The sequence below is a fragment of the Micromonospora sp. WMMD987 genome, from assembly GCF_029581435.1.
Classification (GTDB): Bacteria; Actinomycetota; Actinomycetes; order Mycobacteriales; family Micromonosporaceae; genus Micromonospora; species Micromonospora rifamycinica.
In genome coordinates this window covers 2,851,551-2,877,511 of the sequence record NZ_CP120861.1, presented here as the reverse complement: position 1 = coordinate 2,877,511, position 25,961 = coordinate 2,851,551, and the positions used below count along the sequence as shown (strand labels likewise).

3 protein-coding genes are annotated in these 25,961 nt (G+C 70.0%); all 3 read right to left on the bottom strand.

Annotation, left to right across the window (positions count from 1 at the left end; genetic code table 11):
- Positions 1 to 106 precede the first annotated feature (106 nt).
- The 3 genes from O7612_RS12110 to O7612_RS12100 are packed head-to-tail and all read right to left on the bottom strand — an operon-like array spanning position 107 to position 25,951.
- Positions 107 to 11,164 (bottom strand): type I polyketide synthase, encoded by an 11,058-nt coding sequence (locus tag O7612_RS12110; protein ID WP_348774284.1) that lies wholly within the window; start codon positions 11,162 to 11,164, stop codon positions 107 to 109.
- 23 nt (positions 11,165 to 11,187) lie between these two features.
- Positions 11,188 to 15,741 (bottom strand): type I polyketide synthase, encoded by a 4,554-nt coding sequence (locus O7612_RS12105; RefSeq protein WP_282273153.1) that lies wholly within the window; start codon positions 15,739 to 15,741, stop codon positions 11,188 to 11,190.
- Between the two features lie 25 nt (positions 15,742 to 15,766).
- On the bottom strand, positions 15,767 to 25,951 hold the full coding sequence (locus O7612_RS12100) for a type I polyketide synthase (RefSeq protein ID WP_282273151.1): 10,185 nt from the start codon (positions 25,949 to 25,951) through the stop codon (positions 15,767 to 15,769).
- Positions 25,952 to 25,961 lie beyond the last annotated feature (10 nt).

Below are 25,961 nucleotides of genomic sequence, written 5' to 3'. Positions count from 1 at the left end.
GGCTGACCTCCACGCAGGAAAATGGTCGGAGGCGGGGCGATGCCTACCTGTCGAACGTAGGCTCGACCGATCCGCTGGCACACCCTTAAACCGGTGCGGGCGGCCCCTATCCAATCCTGGACACCAGCCAGTCGTCGATCACCCGCGCGGTGTCGACCGCCCCCGACTCGAGCATCGTGAAGTGGTTGCCGGCAACCTCGGCCGTGGCGGTGGCCGAGGGCCATGTCGCACGCCAGGACGACTCCGGTTCCACGTCGGGGTCCGCGCCGTCAGCCCGGAACAGGTCGGTCGGACGGACGAACAGGGTGGGTGTGGTGACCGACGGCACCTCGCACTCCGCGATCAGCCGTACGTAGCGGCCCATCGCGGAGAGCCGGGCGCTGGTGAAGGGCCCGAAGGACTCCTCCCGGGCGAACAGTCCCGCCAGCATCGGTGTCGCGAAGCCTTCCATCGCGACGCTGTCCGGTAGGTAGGTGTCCAGCAGGACCAGCCCGGCGGCGGGACGGCCCCGCTCTTCGAGCAGCCCCGCCAGGCCGTGCGCGAACAGGCCACCGGACGAGTAACCGACCAGCGCGTACGGTTCGTCACCGACGGCCTGGCCGAGGCTGGCGGCCAGCCACTCGACGACCGCACCGGGCGACTCCGGCAGTGCCTCGGACGACCGGAATCCCGGGATCGGAAGGGCGTGCACCTCGCGGACGCCACGCAACGCCGTGGCGAGCCGCGCGTACTGGTGCGCTCCGCCCAGGCCCATCGGCGACGGGACACAGACCAGGCGAGGCCGTGCCGGTCCCTCGGCCAGTCGTAGCGGGGCCGCGATCTCGGTCAGCTCCGTGGGCGAACGGAACCCCGGACGCAGCCGCGCGACCGCCGACAGCAACGCGAAACCGTCGTCCCGGCGTCCGGCCGCGACCGCGTCCCGGAACAGCGCGCCCAGCGTTTCCTCGCGGTCGACCGGAGGCACGCTCCCGCCTGGGGACGCTGCGCCACCGGCGGTCGCGTACAGGTGAGCTGCCAACGCCCGGGCCGTCGGATGGTCGAACACCGCGGTCGCGGTCAGCCGTACGCCGGTCGCCGCGCCGAGTTGGTTCCGCAGCCGGATGGCCGCCAGCGAGTCGAAACCGAGTTCGGTGAACTGACCGTCCGGGTCGACGTCGGCACCAGAGCGGTGACCGAGGACGGCGGCCGCCTCCGTGCGGACCAGGGCGACAAAATCATCCTCGGTACGCGGTGCCGGGCGGGCGTCCACGGTACTGCGACGGGTCGGCTTCAGCTTCTCGATCAGCGGAGTCGGCGGCACGCTGTCGAGGTGCAGGCGAACCGGCAGCAGGACGGGTTCACCGGTGTCGAGGGCCGCGTCGAACAGGGCGAGCGCGTGCCGCTCGGTGAGCGGGACGACGCCCGACCGCACGGTGCCGACCGCCGCGGTCATGGCGCTCCTGGTCTCCCACAGTCCCCAGGCGAGTGACTGCGCGGGTAGTCCCTGTGCCCGCCGTTGCCGGGCCAGGGCGTCGAGGTAGGCGTTCGCCGCCGCGTAGTTGGCCTGACCCGCCGACCCGAACACACCGGCGGCCGAGGAGAAGAGGACGAACGCGTCGAGCTGCCGGTCGCGGGTCAGCTCGTGCAGCAGGTACGCGCTGCGGGCCTTGGCGGCGAAGACCGTCTCCAACCGCTCCGGCGTGAGATTGGCGATCGTGGCATCGTCGAGCACCCCCGCCGCGTGGATGATCGCCCGCGGAGCGAACTCGTCGAGCAACGCCCGAAGACAGTCCCGGTCACTGATGTCACCAGCGACGATCCGCGCCTGCGGCAGATCCCGGGCCAACTCCTCGGCACCCGGGGCGTCCGGACCACGCCGCGACACCAACACCAGGTCGTCCACCCCGTACTCATCCACCAAATGCCGTGCCAACAAACCACCCAACGTGCCAGTACCACCGGTGATCAACACCGGACCAGCACTCAAGTCCGACCGTCGCCCGCCCTCAGGCGGCACGGCCCGCACCAACCTCGGCACCCGGACACGACCGTCGTCATCCACCCAAAGCTGCGGCTCGTCACACACCCCCACCGCCGCCCGCGCCACCACCGGATCCGCCGCATCGACCAGCACCAGCCGGCCCGGATGCTCCGTCTGCGCCGACGCCAACAAACCCCACACCGCCGCCGCATCCGGAACAGACCGACCACCCGCCACCAACACCAACCACCGCCGCTCATCAGCAACCAACCGCTCCTGCACCCCAGCCAAGACGTCCGCTAGACCGACACCCGCGCAATCCCACACCGAAAGGTCAGCCTCCATCCCACCGAACTGGCTGACCTCACCGACCTGGCCGGGCTGGCCGGGGCGGCCAGCCTCGATGACCTGGCTGGCCTGGCTCGCCTCACCGGCCTGACTGATCCGGCCGGCGTCGACCCAGTCGACGGTGTAGAGGTCCCGTGCTGCCCTAACAGGCAGCCGGTCCGACAACGGCCGCAACGCCAACGAACCCACCGTGACCACCGGTGCCCCGTCCCTATCGGTCAAGGTCACCGTCAGCGTGTCCCCCTCGACCCGCATCCACACCCGTGCCTCTGTCGCGCCCGTGGCATGCACCACCACGTCCTGCCAGGCAAACGGCAACAACGGCTCCACCGGACCACCCGACTCACGCAACCCCGCCACATGCAACGCCGCGTCCAGCAATGCCGGGTGGACCCCGAAACGGCCCACCTCCCCACGACCGACGTCGTCCAAAGCCACCTCCCCCACCAACTCCCCACCTACCCGCCACGCCGCCCGCAACCCCCGAAACACCGGCCCATACTCCAGACCCACACCCGCCAACCGCTCATAAAAACCATCGACAGAAACCGGAACCGCGCCCACCGGCGGCCACACCGCACCCGCCCCTGACAGCACCGGTGCCACAGCGGAACTGCCCCCCGACACCTCCACAACACCGCCAACCTCACCCGGCATACTCACGTCGACAGTTTCAGCCAGCAAACCCGTCGCGTGACACACCCAATCCCCACCACCACCATCCCCGTTCCGGGAATACACCCCCACCCGACCATCACCACCCACCACCGTCTGCACCTCAACAAAACCCGACCCCTCCAACACCAACGGCACCTGCACCATCAACTCCCGCACCACCGACAACCCCACCACATCCCCCGCACCAACCACCCACTCCACAAACTGCGCCCCCGGCACCAACACCACCCCATTCACCACATGATCCCCCCACCACGAACCCACCCCCACCGAAATCCTTTCCGACACCACCACACCACCATCACCCAACCGCACCACCCCACCACCACCGCTGTCGTTGTTTCCGATGCTGCCGTCCAGCCAGAAACGCTCCCGCTGAAACGCATACGTCGGCACCTCAGCAGGCGGCACCCCCACCGGCATCACCGAACCCCAATCCACCGCCACCCCCGCCACATGCAACACACCCGCCGCCCGCAACACATCTTTCATGCCACCTTCACCACGACGTAGCGTCCCCGTCACCACACCCCCCGGCACCACATCCACCACCCCCGCCAACAACACCGGATGACCCGACACCTCCACAAACCCACGCACCCCATCACCCACCGCCGCCCGCACCGCCGCCTCAAAACACACCTCCCCCCGCAAATTCTCAAACCAATACCCACCATCCAAACCCCCACCATCCACCAACCCACCCCTCACCGTCGAATACCACGGCACCACACCCGACCGAAAACCCACCACACCCAAACGCTCCCGCAACACCCCCTCCACCACATCCACCCCCACCGAATGCGACGCATAATCCACATCCACCCACCGCACCCGCGCCCCACCCCAATCCACCGACCCCAACACCCCACGATCCCCCGACACCACACACAACCCCGGACCATTCACCGCCGCCACCGACACCCCCGAAACACCCACCAACCGCAACCGCACCTCCTCCACCGACAACCACACCGACAACATCCCCCCACCACCACCCGACAAAAACTCCCCCACCACACCCGCCCGCACCGCCACCACCCGCGCACCCTCCTCCAACGACAACACCCCCGCCACCACCGCCGCCGCCACCTCACCCTGCGAATGACCCACCACCCCCACCGGAACCACCCCCAACGACCCCCACACCCGCGCCAACGACACCATCACCGCCCACATCAACGGCTGCACCACCCGCACATCACCACCCACCACCCCACCCGACAACAACACCCCCACCACCGAACACCCCACCCACCCCCGCAAAACCCGATCACACTCCCCCATCGACTCCGCAAACACCCCCGACTCCACCAACAACCGACACGCCATCCCCTCCCACTGCCACCCCTGACCCGGAAACACAAACACCACACCAGAACCCAAACCACCCGAACCAGCCCGCGAACCAAAACCAGACGAAACAGAACCAGCCCGCGAATCCAAACCAGAACCAGAAAACGAACCAGAAGACGAAGACAAAGCAGAAGACGAAGACGAAGAACCCGAAGAACCCGAACCCGCAACCAACGAACCAGAACCCGAAGCCAACGAACCCCGCAAACCCTCCAACAGTTCCTCCACCGAACCACCCACCCCCACCGCCCTAAACGGCAACAACGCCCGACCCCACAAACCCACCGCCACCGAACCCACCCCCACACCCGAACCACCCCCCGACACAAAACCCTCCAACCGCTCCACCTGCCCCACCAACCCCTCCCACGAACGCCCCGACACCAACCACACCACCGGACGATCCGCATCAGCAACGCAGGCGACATCAGTACCCGCAGGCACAACAACATCCCCACAAAGCACACCCGAATCCGAATCCGAATCCGAATCCGAATCCGACAATGCCACAACAGAACCAGAACCAGCAGCAGAGAAAGAAGGAGAAGAAACAGAAACCGAGCCGAAACTAGAATCCGAGCCAGAAGCGGAACCCGGATTCGACGGCACCGGCACCCACTCCGGATCCGGTGCCTGTTCCAGGATCACGTGCGCGTTCGTGCCACTCACCCCGAACGACGACACCCCGGCCCGACGCGGCCGGCCCGTCCCCGGCCACTCCGTCCTCACCGCCGCCAACTCCACCGCACCGGCGGACCAGTCCACCTGCGGGGTCGGCGCGTCAACGTGCAGCGACCTCGGCACCACACCATGCCGCATCGCCAACACCATCTTGATCACACCAGCCACACCCGCCGCCGCCTGCGTATGACCGAGGTTCGACTTCACCGACCCCAACAACAACGGCCGCACCCGACCCTGCCCATACACCCCCAACACCGCCTGCGCCTCAATCGGATCCCCCAACCGCGTCCCCGTCCCATGCCCCTCCACCACATCCACATCCACCGCAGACAACCCCGCCGACGCCAGCGCCTGCCGGATAACCCGCTGCTGCGACGGACCATTCGGCGCCGTCAACCCATTCGACGCACCATCCTGATTCACCGCCGAACCCCGCACCACCGCCAACACCCGATGCCCACGCTCCCGCGCCACCGACAACCGCTCCACCAACACCACCCCCACCCCCTCAGACCACCCCGTCCCATCCGCCCCCGCCGCAAACGACTTACACCGCCCATCCACCGCCAACCCCCGCTGCCGCGAAAACTCCACAAACACCCCCGGCGTCGCCATCACGGCAACGCCTCCGGCGAGCGCGAGATCGCATTCCCCGGACCGCAGGGACTGGACGGCCAGGTGGAGGGCGACCAGCGACGACGAGCACGCTGTGTCGATGGTGACCGCCGGCCCCTCGAACCCGAACGTGTACGCCACCCGACCCGAGGCGATGCTGCCGGCGTTGCCGTTGCCCATGTGCCCTTCGAGTTCCGGCGGAATCTGGGTCATGCGACCGAGGTAGTCGTGGTACATCAGTCCGGTGAAGACCCCGGTGCGGCTACCGCGCAGTGACAGCGGATCGATACCCGCCCGCTCCAACACCTCCCACGACACCTCCAACAACAACCGCTGCTGCGGATCCATCGCCAACGCCTCACGCGGCGAAACACCAAAAAACCCCGCATCAAAATCCCCAGCCCCATACAAAAACCCACCCTCACGCGCATAACTCGTCCCCACACGATCCGGATCCGCATCAAACAACCCACCCAGATCCCAACCCCGATCCACCGGAAAACCACCCACCGCATCCCGCTCCCCCACCACCAGATCCCACAAATCCTCCGGCGACCACACACCCCCCGGATACCGACACGCCATACCCACGATCACCACCGGATCCCCCTCCACCACCAAACCCGAACCCGAACCCGAACCCACACCCACACCCGCAGCCACAGCCGCAGCCGCAGCACCGAACAACAGCTCATCCAGATGACCAGCCAGCACCACAGGCGACGGATAGTCGAAGACCAGGGTCGCCGGAAGCCGTACCCCGGTCCACGTGGTCAGGCGGTTGCGCAGCTCCACGGCGGTGAGGGAGTCCAGGCCCATGTCGCGGAACGCCTGTCCGGCGTCGACCTGGTCGCCACCACCGAAGCCGAGCACCCCGGCCACCATCGTGCAGACCTGACGGACGAGTTCGGCCCGTCGCCGCTGCGGCTCCCATCCGGCGTACCGTTCCGTCACCGACCGGTCCTGATCGCCGGCCGACGCGGTACGCCGCGGAGTCGGTACCAGGCGCGACAGCAGTGGCGGTACGCTCACGGAACTGTTCAGGCGCAGCCGCACCGGCACCGTCACCGGCGCGTCGACTCGCAGTGCCGCGTCGAACAGCCGAAGGCCCTGCTCGTCGTCGATCGGCAGCACGCCCGACCGGGCCAGACGATCGCGGTCCGCCGATCGGGCGAGTGTGCTCGCCGACGCCCAGAGGCCCCAGGCGAGTGACTGGCCGGGGAGCCCCTGTGCCCGACGCTGCCGCGCCAACGCATCCAGATAGGCATTCGCCGCCGCATAGTTGGCCTGCCCCGCCGACCCGAACACCCCCGACGCCGACGAAAAGAACACCAACCCACACGACCCATCAACCAACTCATGCAAATACCGAGCAGCCACAGCCTTCACCCGGAACACCGACTCCACCTGAGCCACCGTCAAATTACCCACCGTCGCGTCATCCAAGATCCCCGCCGCATGAACCACCACCCGCGGCCGAACCTCACCCAACAACCCCGCCAACGCCACCCGATCAGTCACATCACACGCCACCACCCGCACCCCCGGCAGATCCCGCACCAACCCATCGACACCCGGCGTATCCGGACCACGCCGCGACACCAACACCAGATCGTCCACCCCGTACTTCCGCACCAGATGCCGGGCCAGGAGACCACCCAACGTGCCGGTACCACCGGTGACCAACACCGGACCGGCACCGAAATCAACCCCTACGTTGCCCTCGGCCGGCACGGCCCGCACCAACCGCGGCACCCGGACACGACCGTCGTCATCCACCCGAAGCTGCGGCTCGTCACACACCGCCGCCGCCGCCCGCGCCACCGCCGGGTCTACGGTGTCGACCAGCACCAGCCGGCCCGGATGCTCCGTCTGCGCCGACGCCAACAAACCCCACACCGCCGCCGCATCCGGACACACCTGACCACCCGGCACCAACACCAACCACCGCCGCTCATCAGCAACCAACCGCTCCTGCACCCCGACCAGAACACCAGCCAGACCGACACCCGCGCAGTCCCATACCGAAAGGTCGGCTTCCCGCTCACCGACCTGACCGGCATCCACCCAGTCGACGGTGTAGAGGTCCCGTACCGGTGCCACCGCCAGCCGATCCGGCAGACCCCGCAGCGCCAGCGAGCCGACCGTGGCCACCGGAGCACCGGACGTGTCACTCAACGTCAGCGACAGGGTGTCCCCGTCGACGCGCATCCGGACCCGGACCTTCGTCGCACCCGTCGCGTGCACGGCGACGTCCTGCCACGCGAACGGCAGCAACGGCTCCGCCGGACCACCGGAGGAGTCCAGCGCCGCGAGGTGCAACGCCGCATCCAACAACGCCGGATGTACGCCGAAACGGTCCGCCTGCGCGCGACCCGCATCGTCCAGAGCCACCTCGGCGACCAGCTCCGCCCCGACGCGCCACGCCGCCCGCAACCCCTGGAACACCGGACCGTACTGCAGACCCGCGCCGGCCAGGCGCTCGTAGAAGTCCTCCACCGACATCGGCGTCGCACCCGCCGGTGGCCAGGTCGCATCGGCCTGCGGGGTGCCGCCTTCGGTGGCGTCCGCGAGCTGACCTGTGGCGTGGCAGGTCCAGGGTTGGTCGACGCCACGGCGGGCGTGGATGCTGAGCTGCCGCCGGCCGTCGACGGTGGTCTGCACGTCGACGGTGCCGGCCGCGTCCAGCACGAGCGGGGCCTGCACCGTCAACTCCCGTAGGACGGGTGCGCCGACCAGGTCACCGGCATGGATCGCCCAGTCGACGAACCCGGTTCCCGGCACCAGCACCGAGCCGTCGACGACATGGTCGGCCAGCCATGGTTGCCGGGCCGTCGATATCCGGGTCGACACCACCACCCCGCCGTCGGCGAGCCGCACGGTGCTTCCGCGCCAGCCGCCCGCGTCGAGCCAGTAGCGGCGGTGTTGGAAGGCGTACGTGGGCAGGTCGTCTGGTGCCGCCGCAGCAGACGACACCGGTGTCCAGTCCACCGCGACCCCCGTGGTGTGCAGGACACCCACAGCGGTCAGGCAGGCAACCACCTCGTCGACATCCCGACGCGACACCGGCACCACCGGACGATCGGGCAGCATCGCCGCCAACGCCGCATCCGGACCCACCTCCAGACACATGCCCGTATCCACCGCGGCCATCGCATCGGCAAACCGCACCGTGTCCCGGATCTGACGCACCCAGTAGTCCGGCACCGTCATGTCCGCGCCGGTCTCCACACTCGATACCATCGGCACCCGCGCAGACCGAAACTCCACCGACTCCGCCACCCGCGCGAACTCGGCGAGCATGGGCTCCATCAACGCGGAGTGAAACGCATGCGACACCCGCAACCGCCGCACCCGCACCCCGGCAGCCGACAACCGCTCCGCGGCAGCATCCACCGCGGCCTCCACACCGGACAGCACCACCTGGTCCGGTCCATTGACCGCCGCCACGTCCAACCCCAGGCCCGCCACCACCGTCTCACCGGCCCGCACCGCCAACATCGCCCCACCAGCGGGTAACGCGTCCATCAGGGCGGCCCGCGCCGCCACCAACCGACACGCGTCCGCCAGATCCAGCACCCCGGCGGCGACCGCCGCCGCGTACTCCCCGACCGAATGCCCCACCACCACGCTCGGCCGCACACCGAACGACCGCAACAACGCCACCTGCGCCACCTGAACCGCGAACAGAGCCGGCTGCGCATACCGGGTACGGTCCAGCAACGCACCGCCCTCGGCAACCACCTCCCCCAACGGCCGCGGCAGAAATCCCTCCAACAACCCGCACACCCGCGCGAACTCCTCCGCGAAGGTCGGAAAACGCGCCGCCAACCCCAGCCCCATACCCGACCGCTGCGAACCCTGCCCGGAGAACAGGAACCCCACCTCCACACCGGAGCTCGCAGCGACCGGCTCTCCCAGGCCACCCAGCAGCTCGTCGGCGGTCTCACCCACCCCGACGGCCCGGTACGGCAGAAGTGCCCGCCGCGCCAGTCCCGCCGCGACCCCCGACACCGGCAGGTGGGGCCGCGATCGCACGAACTCCTCGATCCGCCGGGCCTGGGCGTGCACCGCGGCCGCCGATCGGCCGGAGATCATCCACGCCACCGGGCCGTCAGGCACTCCGGCTGACGTCCCCTCGACCTCCGGTGCCTGCTCCAGGATCACGTGCGCGTTCGTGCCACTCACCCCGAACGACGACACCCCGGCCCGACGCGGCCGACCCGTCCCCGGCCACTCCGTCCTCACCGCCGCCAACTCCACCGCACCGGCGGACCAGTCCACCTGCGGGGTCGGCGCATCGATGTGCAACGACCGGGGCACCACACCATGCCGCATCGCCAACACCATCTTGATCACACCAGCCACACCCGCCGCCGCCTGCGTATGACCAATATTCGACTTCACCGACCCCAACAACAACGGCCACACCCGACCCTGCCCATACACCCCCAACACCGCCTGCGCCTCAATCGGATCCCCCAACCGCGTCCCCGTCCCATGCCCCTCCACCACATCCACATCAACCCCAGACAACCCCGCCGACCCCAACGCCTGCCGAATCACCCGCTGCTGCGACGGACCATTCGGCGCCGTCAACCCATTCGACGCACCATCCTGATTCACCGCCGAACCCCGCACCACCGCCAACACCCGATGCCCACGCTCCCGCGCCACCGACAACCGCTCCACCAACACCACCCCCACCCCCTCAGACCACCCCGTCCCATCCGCCCCCGCCGCAAACGACTTACACCGCCCATCCACCGCCAACCCCCGCTGCCGCGAAAACTCCACAAACACCCCCGGCGTCGCCATCACCGTCACCCCACCCGCCAACGCCAGATCACACTCACCCAACCGCAACGACTGCACCGCCAAATGCAACGCCACCAACGACGACGAACACGCCGTATCCACCGTCACCGCCGGACCCTCAAAACCAAACGTGTACGACACCCGACCCGACGCCACACTCCCGGCGTTACCGTTGCCCAGGAACCCCTGCAGTTCGTCGGGCACCTCGGCGAGCCCGGTCGCGTAGTCGTGGTAGGTCAGCCCGGCGAAGACGCCGGTCCGGCTACCGCGGAGCGCCTGCGGGTCGAGCCCGGCCCGTTCGATCGCCTCCCACGACGTCTCGAGCAGCAGCCGCTGCTGCGGATCCATGGCCAGCGCCTCACGCGGCGAGATCCCGAAGAACGCGGCGTCGAAGCCGGCGACGTCGTCCAGGAACCCGCCGGTGCGGGTGTAGGTGTGACCGGGCAGGCCGGGCTCCGGGTCGTAGAGGGTCTCGACGTCCCAGCCCCGGTCGGCGGGGAAATCGGTGACGGCCGACCGTTCGGCTTCGAGCAGCGTCCACAGGTCCTCGGGTGAGCTGACACCACCGGGAAACCGGCACGCCATGCCCACGATGGCGATCGGCTCCCGACCCGCCTCCTCGACCTCGCTGAGCCGGTCGCGTGTCTGCTGGAGCTCGTTCGTCACGCGCTTGAGGAAGTAGCGGAGTTTCTCCTCGGCGTTCATGATCTGCGGTCGCTCCTCGCGGGTCAGGAAATGCCCAGCTGGTTCTGGATGAAGTCGAAGATCTGGTCGTCGTCGGAGGTGTCCTCGGGCAGCCGGGCGCCGGCCTCGTGGTCGCCGGTCGTCAGCCGGTCGAGCAGTGCGCGGAGCCGGGAGCCGGCCGCAGCCCGGGTCGCCCCGTCGAGGGCCACCGTGTCGAGGAGCCGTTCCAGCCGGTCGAGCTCGTCGGGCACCGACGTGGCCGTCGGCTCGCCGAACGTCGCCCGGCGCAGTTCGGCGGCGAGCGCGGCCGGGTTCGGGTGGTCGAACACGAGCGTCGTCGGCAGTTGCCTGCCGAGCGCCGCACCGAGCCGGTTACGCAGTTCCACCGCGCTCAGGGAGGTGAAGCCGAGTTCCTGGAACGGCCGGTCGGGATCGATCCGGTCCGGTCCGGAGTGACCGAGGACGGTGGCCGCGTGCGTCCGCACCAGTCCGAGTAGTGCCTGCTGCTGTGCGGCAGCGTCGAGTGCCGCCCACTGCTGGGTGACCGGAACCTCGGTCGTACCACCGGTGGGCGCGCTGCCCCCGCCGGTCAACTCGGTGAGCAGCGGGCTCGGCCGGCTCGCGGTGAAGCGCGCGGCGAGAGTGTCCCAGTCGATGCCGGCGACGAGGGCCGTCGCCTCGCCGCGGTCGAGGACCCTGCCGAGAGCGTCGAGCGCCACCTCCGGTTCCATCGGCCGTACGCCGGCGGCGGCCATGCCGTCGGTGCGGCCGGCCATGCCCGTCGCCTCCCAGGCGCCCCAGGAAACGGCGAGCGCCGGACGCCCGGCCGCCTGCCGGGCCGCCGCCAGCGCGTCCAGGTAGGCGTTGGCGGCGGCGTAACTGCCCTGACCGGCAGCTCCGACGGTGCCGGCTACCGAGGAGAACAGGACGAACGCGTCCAGGTTCAGGTCCCGGGTCAGCTCGTCGAGGTTACGGGCCGCGCCGGCCTTCGCCGCGTACACCGTCGCCAGGCGGTCGGTGGTGAGCGCGGCGAGGACGCCGTCGTCGAGCACGCCGGCGGCGTGGAAGACCGCCGAAGGCGGCCCGATCCGGTCGAGGAGACCGGTGAGCTGGGCGCGGTCGGCCACGTCGCAGGCCACCACCGTCGCCGTGGTCCCCCGCGCCCCGAGTTCGGCGACGAGATCGCCGGCTCCGGGAGCGGCGGGTCCACGTCGGCTCAGCAGGACCAGGCGACCGGCACCCCGCTCGGACAGCCAGCGGGCCAGGTGCGCGCCGACGCCGCCGGTGCCGCCGGTGATCCAGATGTCGCCACCGGGCCGCCAGGCCTCCGTCCGCCATGTCGGCCCGGTGGCCGCCCGGGACAGTCGCCGCACGAGTACGCCGCCCGGCCGGACCGCCACCTGGTCCTCGACCGCGGCGGCGACGGTGGCGAGGACGTGTCGGGTCGCCTCGGCGTCGGGTCGTCCGGAGATGTCGACCAGGCCGCCCCAGAGGTACGGATGTTCCAGTGCCGCGGTCCGGCCCAGTCCCCAGACCGCCGCCTGTGCCGGGGCGTGGACCGGTCCGGCCGCGACGGCGTCGCGGGTCAGACACCACAGGGGTGTGTCCAGGCCGGTGTCGTCGAGCGCCTGGAGCAGGTGCAGGGTGGCGGCGAGCCCGGTCGGTACCACGGGCGCGGGCGCGTCGTCGAAGCCCAGCAGAGAGATCACGCGATCGGCTTCACTGTCGCGCAGGGCGTCGGCCAGGGCGACCCGGTCCAGGCCGGCGGCTTCCACCACCGTGCACCGGCCGCCACCGCTCTCGACACCGTCGCGGAGCGCTGCGGCCCATCCGGCGTCGACGCGCTCGCCCGGGGTGAGCAGCAGCCAGTTCACACCGGTGAGATCGGCCGGCGGAAGGGCCGCGGGTCGCCAGCTCTCGGCGTAGAGCAGGTCGTCGGTGGAGGTCCGCGCCGCCGGGGAGTCGTCCGCGTCGAGCCAGTAGCGGTGGTGTTGGAACGCGTACGTCGGCAGATCACACGGCCGCCCGACCGCCGGGACCGCCGAAGACCAGTCCACCGCCACCCCGACCGTGTGCAACACCCCCACCGCAGCCAGAAAGGAGCCGACCTCATCGGCATCCCGACGTGCCACCGGCACCACCCGACGATCACCCACCACCGCCGACAACACCGCATCCGGTCCCACTTCCACGCACACCCCCGCACCCACCACCCCCACCGCATCCCCGAACCGCACCGTCTCCCGAATCTGACGCACCCAATAACCGGGCACCGTCACATCCGTCCCCACCTCCACACTCGACACCAACGGCACCCGCGCCGGCCGGAACTCCACCTCACCCACGACCCGCGCGAACTCCGCCAACATCGGCTCCATCAATACCGAATGAAACGCATGCGACACCCGCAACCGTCGTACCCGCACCCCGCCAGCGGACAACCGTTCCGCAGCCGCGTCCACCACCGAACCCACACCCGACACCACCACCTGACCCTCACCATTCACCGCCGCCACATCCAAACCCAGACCCGCCACCACCGACTCGTCGCCTTCCACCACCAACATCGCCCCGCCCACCGGCAACGCATCCATCAACCGCGCCCGCACCGCCACCAACCGACACGCGTCCTCCAAATCCAGCACCCCCGCCACCACCGCCGCCGCATACTCACCCACCGAATGCCCCACCACCACCCCCGGACACACCCCGAACGACCGCAACAACGCCACCTGCGCCACCTGCACCGCGAACACACCGGGCTGAGCGAACAACGTCCGGTCCAACAATCCGCCACCCTCGCCGATCACCTCACCCAGCGGCCGCGGCAGAAACACATCCAACAACCCACACACCCGCGCGAACTCCGCGGCGAAAACCGGAAAACGCGCCGCCAGAGCCAACCCCATACCCCACCGCTGCGAACCCTGCCCCGAGAACAGAAAGCCCACCGTCGTCTCACCCGCGGCGACCGGCTGCGGTGCCGCCCGCAAGCTCCCCAGCAACTCCGGGACCGAGGCGCCGACCCCGACCGCCCGGTACGGCAGCAGCGCCCGCCGCGCCAGCCCCGCCGCGACCTGGTGGACCGACATCTCCGGCCGCTCCTCGACCCCGGCGGCCAACCGGTCGACCTGTGCCCGCAGTGCATCGGCCGAACGCGCGGACACGGTCCACACCGTCACACCGTCCGGCTCGGCAACCGGCTCGGGCTCCGCCTCGGTCGCCTGTTCCACGATCACGTGCGCATTCGTGCCGCTGACACCGAACGACGACACCCCGGCCCGGCGCGGTTGGCCCGTCTCCGGCCACTCCGTCCTCACCGCCGCCAACTCCACCGCACCGGCGGACCAGTCCACCTGCGGGGTCGGCGCGTCGACGTGCAGCGACCTCGGCACCACACCGTGCCGCATGGCCATCACCATCTTGATCACACCAGCCACACCCGCCGCCGCCTGTGGGTGACCAATATTCGACTTCACCGACCCCAACAACAACGGCCGATCCCGATCCTGCCCATACGCCGCCAGGACCGCCTGCGCCTCGATCGGATCCCCCAACCGCGTCCCCGTCCCGTGCGCCTCCACCACATCCACGTCAGCCGGAGACAGCCCCGCCGACGCCAGCGCCTGCCGGATAACCCGCTGCTGCGACGGACCATTCGGCGCCGTCAACCCATTCGACGCACCATCCTGATTCACCGCCGAACCGCGTACGACCGCCAGGAGGTGATGCCCCCGACGCCGGGCATCCGACAACCGCTCCAGCAGCACCAGACCGACGCCCTCGGAGAAACCCGCGCCGTCGGCGGCGGCCGCGAAGGACTTGCACCGGCCGTCCGCCGCCATTCCCTGCTGTCTCGAGAACTCCTGGAAGACGATGGGGGTGGACATGACGGAAACCCCGCCGGCGAGTGCCATGTCGCATTCCCCGGCCCGCAGGGACTGCGCCGCCAGGTGCAACGCCACCAACGACGACGAACACGCCGTATCCACCGTCACCGCCGGACCCTCAAAACCAAACGTGTACGACACCCGACCCGACGCCACACTCCCCGCATTACCGTTCGTGAAATAACCCTCCAACTCCGGCGGAACCGACCGCACCCGCGACCCGTAATCGTGATACATCAACCCCGCGAACACACCCGTCCGACTCCCCCGCAACGACAACGGATCCAAACCCGCCCGCTCCAACACCTCCCACGACACCTCCAACAACAACCGCTGCTGCGGATCCATCGCCAACGCCTCACGCGGCGAAACACCAAACAGATCAGCATCGAAATCCGCAGCGTCGTACAGGAACCCGCCCTCGCGTGCCGACACCGATCCCGGGAGCCTCCCGGTGGGGTCGAACCGGGCCAACCGTTGCCAGCCCCGGTCGGTCGGGAAGGCGGCGATGGCGTCGCCCTCCCGTTCGAGCAGCGTCCACAGGTCCTCGGGGGACCGCACCCCACCCGGGAACCGGCAGGCCATTCCGACGATCGCCACCGGTTCGGTCGCCGCGTCGAGCAGCCGGCGGTTCTGTACCCGCAGCCGCTCGTTCTCCTTGAGCGAGGAACGCAGCGCCTCGACGAATTGGTCCTGCGACGTGTTCATCCTGCCTCCACCCCGTGCTGTCGGATCAGGACGACGTCTGCTGTGCGGCGAGCCGCAGCAGACTCTCCGCGTCCAGATCGTCGATGGACTCGCCGGGTTCGGCCGTGTCCTCGGCGCCGGCCAACCGCAGCACCAGGTCGAGCACTCCCGAACTCCGGAGCCGGGCCATCGGGATACCGGCCAACTTCTGCCGGAACTCGCGTTCCTCCGCCTCCTCGGGTGTCTCCGCGCCCGTTGCGAGCCCCAGTTCCTTGCACAGGTGGGCGGCGACGGCGGCCGGGGTGGGATGGTCGAACACGAGCGTGGCGGGCAGCCGCAGGCCGGTCTCGGCGTTCAGCCGGTTACGCAGCTCCACAGCGAGCAGCGAGTCGAAGCCCAGATCCCGGAACGCCTGGTCCGGTCCGATGGCCGATTTCGGGCCGTGGCCGAGTACCCGGCCGGCCAGTGACCGCACGGTGTCGAGGACACGTTCGTACTGCGTCCCCGGTTCCAGGTCGGCGAGCTGCCGGGCGAGGTCGCCCGGTGATCCGGCGACAGTCAGGGTCCGGCGGCTCCCGGTCAGCAGGCCGGACAACAGCGGCGGCACCGTCCGCCCGGCGTCCATGGTCAGGTCCAGCTTGACCGGTACGAGGAGCGGAGAGCCCGACCGGAGGGCCGCGTCGAACAGGGCCAGACCCTCCTCGTCGCTCATCGGCAGGACACCGTGGCGAACCAGCCGGTGGCGGTCGGCGCTGTTCAGCCGACCGGTGAGTTCGCTGTCCTGCGACCAGTGCCCCCAGGCGAGTGACTGCGCGGGTAGCCCCTGTGCCCGTCGCTGCCGGGCCAGGGCGTCGAGGTAGGCGTTCGCCGCCGCGTAGTTGGCCTGACCCGCCGACCCGAACACCCCTGACGCGGAGGAGAAGAGGACGAACGCGTCGAGCTGCCGGTCGCGGGTCAGCTCGTGCAGCAGGTACGCGCTGCGGGCCTTGGCGGCGAAGACCGTCTCCAACCGCTCCGGAGTGAGGTTGGCGGTCGTGGCGTCATCCAAGACTCCCGCCGCGTGGATCACCACCCGCGGCCGAACCTCGTCGAGCAGCGCCGCCAACGCCTCGCGGTCAGTCACATCACACGCCACCACCCGCACCCCCGGCAGATCCCGGGTCAACTCCTCGGCACCCGGCGCATCCGGACCACGCCGCGACACCAACACCAGGTCGTCCACCCCGTACTCACCCACCAGATGCCGGGCCAGGAGACCACCCAACGTGCCGGTACCACCGGTGACCAACACCGGACCGGCACCGACGTCCGGCCGTCGCCCGTCCTCGGGAGGCGCGGCCCGTACCAACCTCGGCACCCGGATGCGGCCGTCGTCGTCGACCCGGAGCTGCGGCTCGTCACACACTGCCACCGCCGCCCGCGCCACCACCGGATCCGCCGAATCGACCAGCACCAGCCGGCCTGGGTTCTCCGTCTGCGCCGACGCCAACAACCCCCACACCGCCGCCACATCCGGAACAGACTGACCACCCGGAACCAACACCAACCACCGCCGCTCATCAGCAACCAACCGCTCCTGCACCCCGACCAAGACGTCCGCTAGACCGACACCCGCGCAGTCCCACACCGGAAGGTCGGCCGCCACCCCACCGAACTGGCTGACCTCACCGACCTGGCTGGCTTGCCCGGGCTGACCGGCGTGGCTGACCTCATCGGCCTGGCCGGGCTGGTCGGTGTGGTTGAGCTGGCCGGTGTCGATCCAATCGATGGTGTAGAGGTTTCGCGGTGTCTTGGCGGGTGGCCGGTCCGGTAGTGGCCGCAGTACCAATGACCCCACTGTCGCTACCGGTCTGCCGTCGCTGTCGGTCAGCGTCACCGACAGGCGGTCTCCATCGACTCGCATCCGAACCCGTGCCGCTGTCGCACCCGTCGCATGCACCACCACGTCCTGCCACGCAAACGGCAACACCACCGGTCCGCCGTCACCAGCCCCCCCGCCTACGACCACCGCCGGGTGCAACGCCGCATCCAACAACGCCGGATGAATCACCAGCCGCCCGACACCCTCATGCTCCGATACCGGCAACTCCACCTCAGCGAAGACCTCACCACCGTCCACCCACACCGCTCGCACACCCCGAAACACCGGACCATACTCATAGCCCCGAACCGCCAACCCCTCATAAAAACTGTCAACAGAAACCGCAACCGCGCCCACCGGCGGCCACACCGCACCCGCCCCCCACAGCACCGGGGCCACAGCGGAACTGCCCCCCGAGACATCCACAACACCTGGCATATTCACATCGGCATGTTCAGCCAACAAACCCGTCGCGTGACACACCCACGAATCATCACCGTCACCGCGGGAGTACACCGCTACCCGGCCGTCTCCACCCACCACCGTCTGCACCTCAACAAACCCCGACCCCTCCAACACCAACGGCACCTGCACCATCAACTCCCGCACCACCGACAACCCCACCACATCGCCGGCGCCAATCACCCACTCCACGAACTGCGTTCCCGGCACCAGGACCGTTCCGTTCACCACATGATCCCCCCACCACGAACCCACCCCCACCGAAATCCTTTCCGACACCACCACACCACCATCACCCAACCGCACCACCCCACCACCACCGCTGTCGTTGTTTCCGATGCTGCCGTCCAGCCAGAAACGCTCCCGCTGAAACGCATACGTCGGCATCTCGGCTGGCGGCACCCCCACCGGCATCACCGAACCCCAATCCACCGCCACCCCCGCCACATGCAACACACCCGCCGCCCGCAACACATCTTTCATGCCACCTTCACCACGACGTAGCGTCCCCGTCACCACACCCCCCGGCACCACATCCACCACCCCCGCCAACAACACCGGATGACCCGACACCTCCACAAACCCACGCACCCCATCACCCACCGCCGCCCGCACCGCCGCCTCAAAACACACCTCCCCCCGCAAATTCTCAAACCAATACCCACCATCCAAACCCCCACCATCCACCAACCCACCCCTCACCGTCGAATACCACGGCACCACACCCGACCGAAAACCCACCACACCCAAACGCTCCCGCAACACCCCCTCCACCACATCCACCCCCACCGAATGCGACGCATAATCCACATCCACCCACCGCACCCGCGCCCCACCCCAATCCACCGACCCCAACACCCCACGATCCCCCGACACCACACACAACCCCGGACCATTCACCGCCGCCACCGACACCCCCGAAACACCCACCAACCGCAACCGCACCTCCTCCACCGACAACCACACCGACAACATCCCCCCACCACCACCCGACAAAAACTCCCCCACCACACCCGCCCGCACCGCCACCACCCGCGCACCCTCCTCCAACGACAACACCCCCGCCACCACCGCCGCCGCCACCTCACCCTGCGAATGACCCACCACCCCCACCGGAACCACCCCCAACGACCCCCACACCCGCGCCAACGACACCATCACCGCCCACATCAACGGCTGCACCACCCGCACATCACCACCCACCACCCCACCCGACAACAACACCCCCACCACCGAACACCCCACCCACCCCCGCAAAACCCGATCACACTCCCCCATCGACTCCGCAAACACCCCCGACTCCACCAACAACCGACACGCCATCCCCTCCCACTGCCACCCCTGACCCGGAAACACAAACACCACACCAGAAGACGAAACAGAAGACAAAGACGAAGCAGAACCAGAACCAGAAAACGAAGCAGAACCCGAAGAACCCGAACCCGCAACCAACGAACCAGAACCCGAAACCAACGAACCCCGCAAACCCTCCAACAGTTCCTCTACCGAACCACCCACCCCCACCGCCCTAAACGGCAACAACGCCCGCCCCCACAAACCCACCGCCACCGAACCCACCCCCACACCCGAACCACCCCCCGACACAAAACCCTCCAACCGCTCCACCTGCCCCACCAACCCCTCCCACGAACGCCCCGACACCAACCACACCACCGGACCAACCGCACCACTACCACTGCCAGCAGCGGCACCCGCAGGCAGCACAACATCCCCAGAAACCACAACCGAACCAGCACCAGCACCAGCATCCGAATCCGAATCCGAATCCGAATCCGACGACACCAAAACAGAGCCAGACCCAGCTACAGAAGAAGAGTGAGAAGAAACCAGAACCGAACCCGAATGCGAGTCCGAAGTAGAACGCGAGACCAACCCCGAAGCCACACCCGCAGCAGCAGAAGCCGAGCCCGAAACGGAATCAGAGGCCGACGGCACCGGCACCCATTCCGGCTCCGGCCCCTGCTCCAGGATCACGTGCGCGTTCGTGCCACTCACCCCGAACGACGACACCCCCGCCCGACGCGGCCGACCCACCTCGGGCCACACCCTCCGCTCCACCGCCAACTCCACCAAACCCGCCGACCAATCCACCTCCGCACTCGGCGCGTCGATGTGCAACGACCTCGGCACCACACCATGGCGCATCGCCAACACCATCTTGATCACACCGGCGATGCCACCTGCCGCCTGCGTATGACCCAGATTCGACTTCACCGACCCCAACAGCAGCGGCCGTTCCCGGTCCTGGCCGTACGTCGCCAGGACCGCGTGCGCCTCGATCGGATCTCCCAACCGGGTTCCCGTCCCGTGTGCCTCCACCACGTCGACGTCCGCGGGGGACAGGCCGGCCGACCGCAACGCCTCCCGGATCACCTTCTGTTGCGCCGGCCCGCTCGGCGCGGCGAGACCGTTGGACGCGCCGTCCTGGTTCAGGGCGCTGCCGCGTACCACCGCCAGCACCCGGTGCCCCGCACGCCGGGCGTCGGACAGGCGCTCCAGCAGCACCAGGCCGACACCTTCGGACCAGCCGGTGCCGTCCGCCGTGGCCGAGAAGGACTTGCACCGACCGTCGGCGGCCAGCCCACGCTGCCGGGAGAATTCCACGAAGGCGCGTGGACTGAACATCGCGGTGACGCCGCCGGTGACGGCCATCCGGCAGTCGCCTGCGCGCAGTGCCTGTACGGCCAGATGCATGGCGACCAGCGACGACGAGCACGCCGTGTCGACGGTCACCGCGGGCCCCTCGAACCCGAAGGTGTAGGCGACCCGACCCGAGACGACGCTGGCCGCGTTGCCGATCAGCAGATGACCTTCGACCTCCTCGGGGATGGTCCGCAGGCCGATCGTGTAGTCCTGCCCGTTGTTGCCGACGAAGACGCCGGTGGGGGTGCCGCGCATCGTGTGGGGGTCGATGCGGGCGTGTTCGAGCAGTTCCCAGCAGGTTTCCAGGAGAAGCCGCTGCTGCGGGTCCATGGCCAGGGCCTCGCGCGGGGAGATCCCGAAGAAGTCGGCGTCGAAGTCGGCGGCCCCGTCGAGGAAGCCTCCCTCACGCAGGTAGGTGGTACCGGGATGTTCCGGGTCCGGGTGGTACAGGGCGTCGAGGTCCCAGCCCCGGTCGGTGGGGAACGGCGAGATGACGTCGCCCTCCTCCATCAACACCTGCCACAGCTCCTCGGCAGAGGAGATGCCGCCGGGGAACCGGCAGGTCATCCCCACGATGACGATGGGGTCGTCGTCGGTGGTGGCGGTGCTCAGCCCGTCACCGGTCGGCGCCGGGAGGGTGGCACCGAAGAGTTCGGCCTGCAGGTGATCGGCCATCCCGGCCGGGGTGGGGTGGTCGAAGACCACGGTGGTCGGCAGGGCGAGACCGGTGGCCCGACACAGCCGGTTGCGCAGTTCGACCGCCGTGAGCGAGTCGAAGCCCTGCTCCTTGAAGGCACGCCGGACGTCCAGCCGGTCCGCCGACTCGTGCCCGAGCACCGTCGCGGTGTGGCCGAGCACCAGGTCGAGCAGCGCCTCCCGCCGTTGGGCCGGGTCGAGGCCCCGGAGCTCCCCGGCCGTCCGGGTGGCTTCGGTGTCGGGCTGTCCGGGGGCGCTCGTGCCGCCTTCGGCGATGCCGTCGAACAACGAGGTCCGCCGGGCCACCGCGAACGTGCCGACGAACCGCTCCCAGTCGACGTCGGCGACGGTCGTGGTGGTGCGGTCCGCGCCGAGCACCGCACCGAGCGCCGCCGTCGCCCGTTCGACCGGCATGGTCCGTAGGCCCCAGTCGTTGAGCTGGTCGCGGGCCGCGCCGTCGGCCATACCGGGGCCGTCCCACGTGCCCCAGGCGATCGCGGTGGCGGTGCGGCCGTGTCCGCGCCGCCAGGAGGCGAAGGCGTCGAGGTAGGCGTTCGCCGCGGCGTACCCGCCCTGGTTGCTGCCGCCCCAGATGCCGGCGCCGGAGGAGAACAGCACGAACGCGGTCAGGGGCCGGTCGCGGGTCAGTTCGTCGAGGTGCCGCGCGCCGTCGACCTTCGCCGCGAGCAGGTGCCCGAGGGTCGTGGGGTCGGTCTCGGTGAGGGAGCCGGTGTCGCCGACCCCGGCGGCGTGGAAGACCGCCGTCAGTGCAACGTCCGGGTCGAGGTCGTCGAGCATCCGGGCGACCTGGTCCCGGTCGGCGACGTCGCAGGCCACGACGGTGACCGTCGCGCCGAGCGCGGTCAGCTCGGCAGCCAGCTCGGCGGCGCCGGGGGTCGCGGCGCCGCGTCGTCCGGTCAGCACGAGGTGAGGGGCGCCCTGCCCCGCCAGCCATCGGGCGACGTTGGCACCGACCCCGCCGAGACCACCGGTGACCAGCACGAGGCCGTCCGGTCGCCAGGACGCGGCACCGGTGACGGGGCTGCGGACAAGGCGGCGGGCGAGGACACCGCCGGCCCGGATGGCGACCTGGTCGTCGTCGACGGTCCCACCGGCGAGCACGTCCGTGAGGCGGCTGGCGGCGTTCACGTCCGGCGTGTCCGGCAGGTCGATCAGGCCGCCCCAGGAGCGGGGCGTCTCCAGGGCGGCGACCCGGCCCAGTCCCCACAGCATGGCCTGGGCGGGCCGGGTGACGTGTTCGGTGTCGCCGACGGCGACGGCTCCGTGGGTGACGGTCCACAGTGGTACGGGGGTCGGCGCGGCGCGCAGGGTCCGTAGCAGGTCCAGGGTCGCCGCGAGCCCGTGGGGCACCACGTCGGCGGTGGGATGGGGTGACTCGTCCAGGCCGAGCAGGGAGAGCGCCCCGTCGAAGTGCCCCTCCCCGAGCGGATCGGTGGTCGAGGCGAGCGTCACCACCTCGGCACCGGACCGGGCGAGGGCGGCGGAGACCACCGGCACCCAGCCCGGCCGGTCGTCGTCCGGCGTGATCAGCAGCCACCGGCCGCCGAGCCGCCCGGACGGCACCGGCCTGGGCACCCAGGCCACGTCGTACATCCACTGGTCGACACCGGCGCGCTCGCGCTGCCGCCGTCGCCACGAGCTGAGTGCGGGCAACAGCCCGGCGAGCGTACGCTGCTGGTCGGCGTCGACGCCGAGGTCGGTCGCCAGCCGGTCGACGTCGCCGGCCTCGACCGCGGACCAGAACTCCCCGTCCGGACGGCCGGCGTCCTCCGTCGGCGCGGCCGGGTCGGCGTCCAGCCAGAAACGTTCCCGCTGGAACGGGTACGTCGGCAGCGCGCTCCGCCGTGCCCCCGAGCCCTCGAACAGGGTCTCCAGGGCCACGGGCACCCCGCAGGCGTACGCCTCGGCCAGCGACAGCAGAAAACGGTCCGCGCCGCCGGAGTCGCGCCGCAGGGAGTGCAACGTCCGGATGTCCGCGCCGGCCTCCTCGGCGGTCTCCTGCACCGGGGTGGACAGGACCGGATGCCCACTGACCTCGATGAACGCGTCGTACCCGTCGGCCAGCAGGGAGCGCACCGCGCCGATCAGGTCGACCGGTCGCCGGGCGTTGCGGAACCAGTACTCCGGCCCGAGTTCGGCGGTGTCCAGCGGGCCGCCCGTCACGGTGGAATGGAACGGCACCTCACCGGTGCGGGACGAGACCCCGTCGAGCAGTCCGACGAGCCGGTCGTGCAGGGGGTCGACCTGCTCGCAGTGCGACGCGACGGTGGCCGGCACCATCCGTGCCTGCCAGCCGGCGGCCTCGCGGTCGGCGACGAACGCCGTCAGCGTCGCCACGTCCCCGGCGACGGTGGTGGACCGTGGCCCGTTGACACCGGCGATACTCAGCGAGCCCGGCCAGCCGGAGAGCACCGCCGCCACCTGCTCGGCGGTGGCCGCGACGGAAGCGACGGCACCGTTGCCCACCAGCGCCTCGGCGAACAGCTTGCTACGCTCGGCGATGATCCGGACGGCGTCTTCCAGGCTGAGCGCCCCGGCGACGTACGCCGCCGCCACCTCACCCTGGCTCGATCCGACCACGGCCGCCGGCCGTACCCCGTGCGAGCGCCACAGGGCGGCGAGTCCCACCATGACCGCGAACAGCGCCGGCTGCACGACATCGATGCGGTCGTAGCCGGGAGCGCCGGGCTCGCCGGTGAGCACGTCACGCAGCGACCAGTCGACGTACGGCGTCAGCGCGGTCTCGCAGTCGGCGACGGCGCGGGCGAAGACCGGCGAGGAGCGGAGGAGTTCGGCACCCATGCCCGCCCACTGGGCACCCTGCCCGGGAAAGACGAAGACGACCCGCCGTTCCCCCTCGGCCTCGCCGGTGACGACCTGCGGCGCGGGCTCCTGCCGGAGCAGGGATTCCAGGCCGCGTACGAGATCGGTCCGGGAACGCCCGCAGACGACGGCCCGGCGCTCCAGCGCGGCCCGCGTGGTGACCAGCGAGTAGGCCAGGTCGGTGAGGTCGGCGTCGGGCCGGTCGCGCAGCAGGTCGAGCAGCCGCCCGGCCTGCGCCCGCAGCGCCGGCCCGCCGCGCGCGGAGAGCACCCACGGCAGTGGCCCGTCCACCCCGGTGCCCGGCTCGGGGGCGGCAGCCGCCGGGGCCTGTTCGAGCACCACGTGGGCGTTGGTGCCGCTGATGCCGAACGACGACACCGCGGCCCGGCGCGGGCGGCCGGTCTCCGGCCACCGCACCGCCTCCCGGAGCAGGGCGACCGATCCCGCTTCCCAGTCGACGTGCGGTGTCGGCTCGTCGATGTGCAGGGACTGCGGCAGCATCCCGTACCGCATCGCCAGCACCATCTTGATGACGCCGGCGATGCCGGCGGCGGCCTGGGTGTGCGCGAGGTTCGACTTGACCGAGCCGAGCCAGCACGGCTGGTCGGCCGGCCGGTTCTGGCCGTACGTGGCGATCAGCGCCTGTGCCTCGATCGGGTCGCCGAGGTTGGTGCCGGTGCCGTGCGCCTCTACCGCGTCGACGTCGCCGGTGCCGAGCCGGGCAGCCACGAGGGCGTCCCGGATGACGCGCTGCTGTGCCGGACCGTTCGGGGCGGTCAGTCCGTTCGACGCGCCGTCCTGGTTGACCGCGGAGCCCCGGATCAGGCCGAGGATCTCGCGGCCATGGCGGACCGCGTCGGAGAGCCGTTCGACGAGGACCAGCCCGACGCCCTCGGAGAACCCGGCACCGTCCGACGCGGCGGCGAACGGCTTGCAGCGGCCGTCCCTGGCCAGGCCCCGCTGCCGGGAGAACTCGACGAACACGTCGGGCGTGGACATCACGGTGACGCCGCCGGCCAGCGCGAGCGAGCATTCCCCGGACCGCAGGGCCTGCGCCGCGAGGTGCAGCGCCACCAGCGAGGACGAACACGCCGTGTCGACGGTCACCGCCGGCCCTTCCAGGCCCAGCGCGTACGCGACCCGACCGGAGGCGACACTGCCCGCATTGCCGTGGCCCAGGTACCCCTCGACGTTCGCCGGCATCTCGGGCAGCCGGGCGGCGTAGTCGTGGTACATCAGGCCGGCGAAGACACCGGTGCGGGTGCCCCGCATCGCGTGCGGGTCGATACCGGCCCGCTCGATCGCCTCCCAGGACGTCTCCAGCAGCAGCCGCTGCTGCGGATCCATGGCCAGCGCCTCACGGGGCGAGATCCCGAAGAACTCGGCGTCGAAGTCCGCGGCGTCGTAGAGGAACCCGCCTTCCCTGGCGTGGATGGTTCCCGGCCGTTCGCCGGACGGGTCGTAGAGGGAGGACACGTCCCATCCCCGGTCGGTCGGGAACGTCGAGACGACGTCGCGGCCCTCCACCAGCAGACGCCACAGGTCGTCCGGCGAACTGACACCGCCCGGGAACCGGCAGGCGACACCGATGATGGCGATCGGTTCGGTCGCCCTGGCCTGGAGCCGTTGCAGGCGTTCGTCGGTGCTGTGCAGCTCGGCAGTGACCCGCCGCAGATACTCTCGGAGCTTCGCTTCGTTCGACATGTGATTTCCC

Coding starts and splice junctions, on each gene's coding strand:
- O7612_RS12105 (WP_282273153.1), bottom strand. CDS start 15,741: ATGAACACGTCGCAGGACCAATTCGTCGAGGCGCTGCGTTCCTCGCTC.
- O7612_RS12110 (WP_348774284.1), bottom strand. CDS start 11,164: ATGAACGCCGAGGAGAAACTCCGCTACTTCCTCAAGCGCGTGACGAAC.
- O7612_RS12100 (WP_282273151.1), bottom strand. CDS start 25,951: ATGTCGAACGAAGCGAAGCTCCGAGAGTATCTGCGGCGGGTCACTGCC.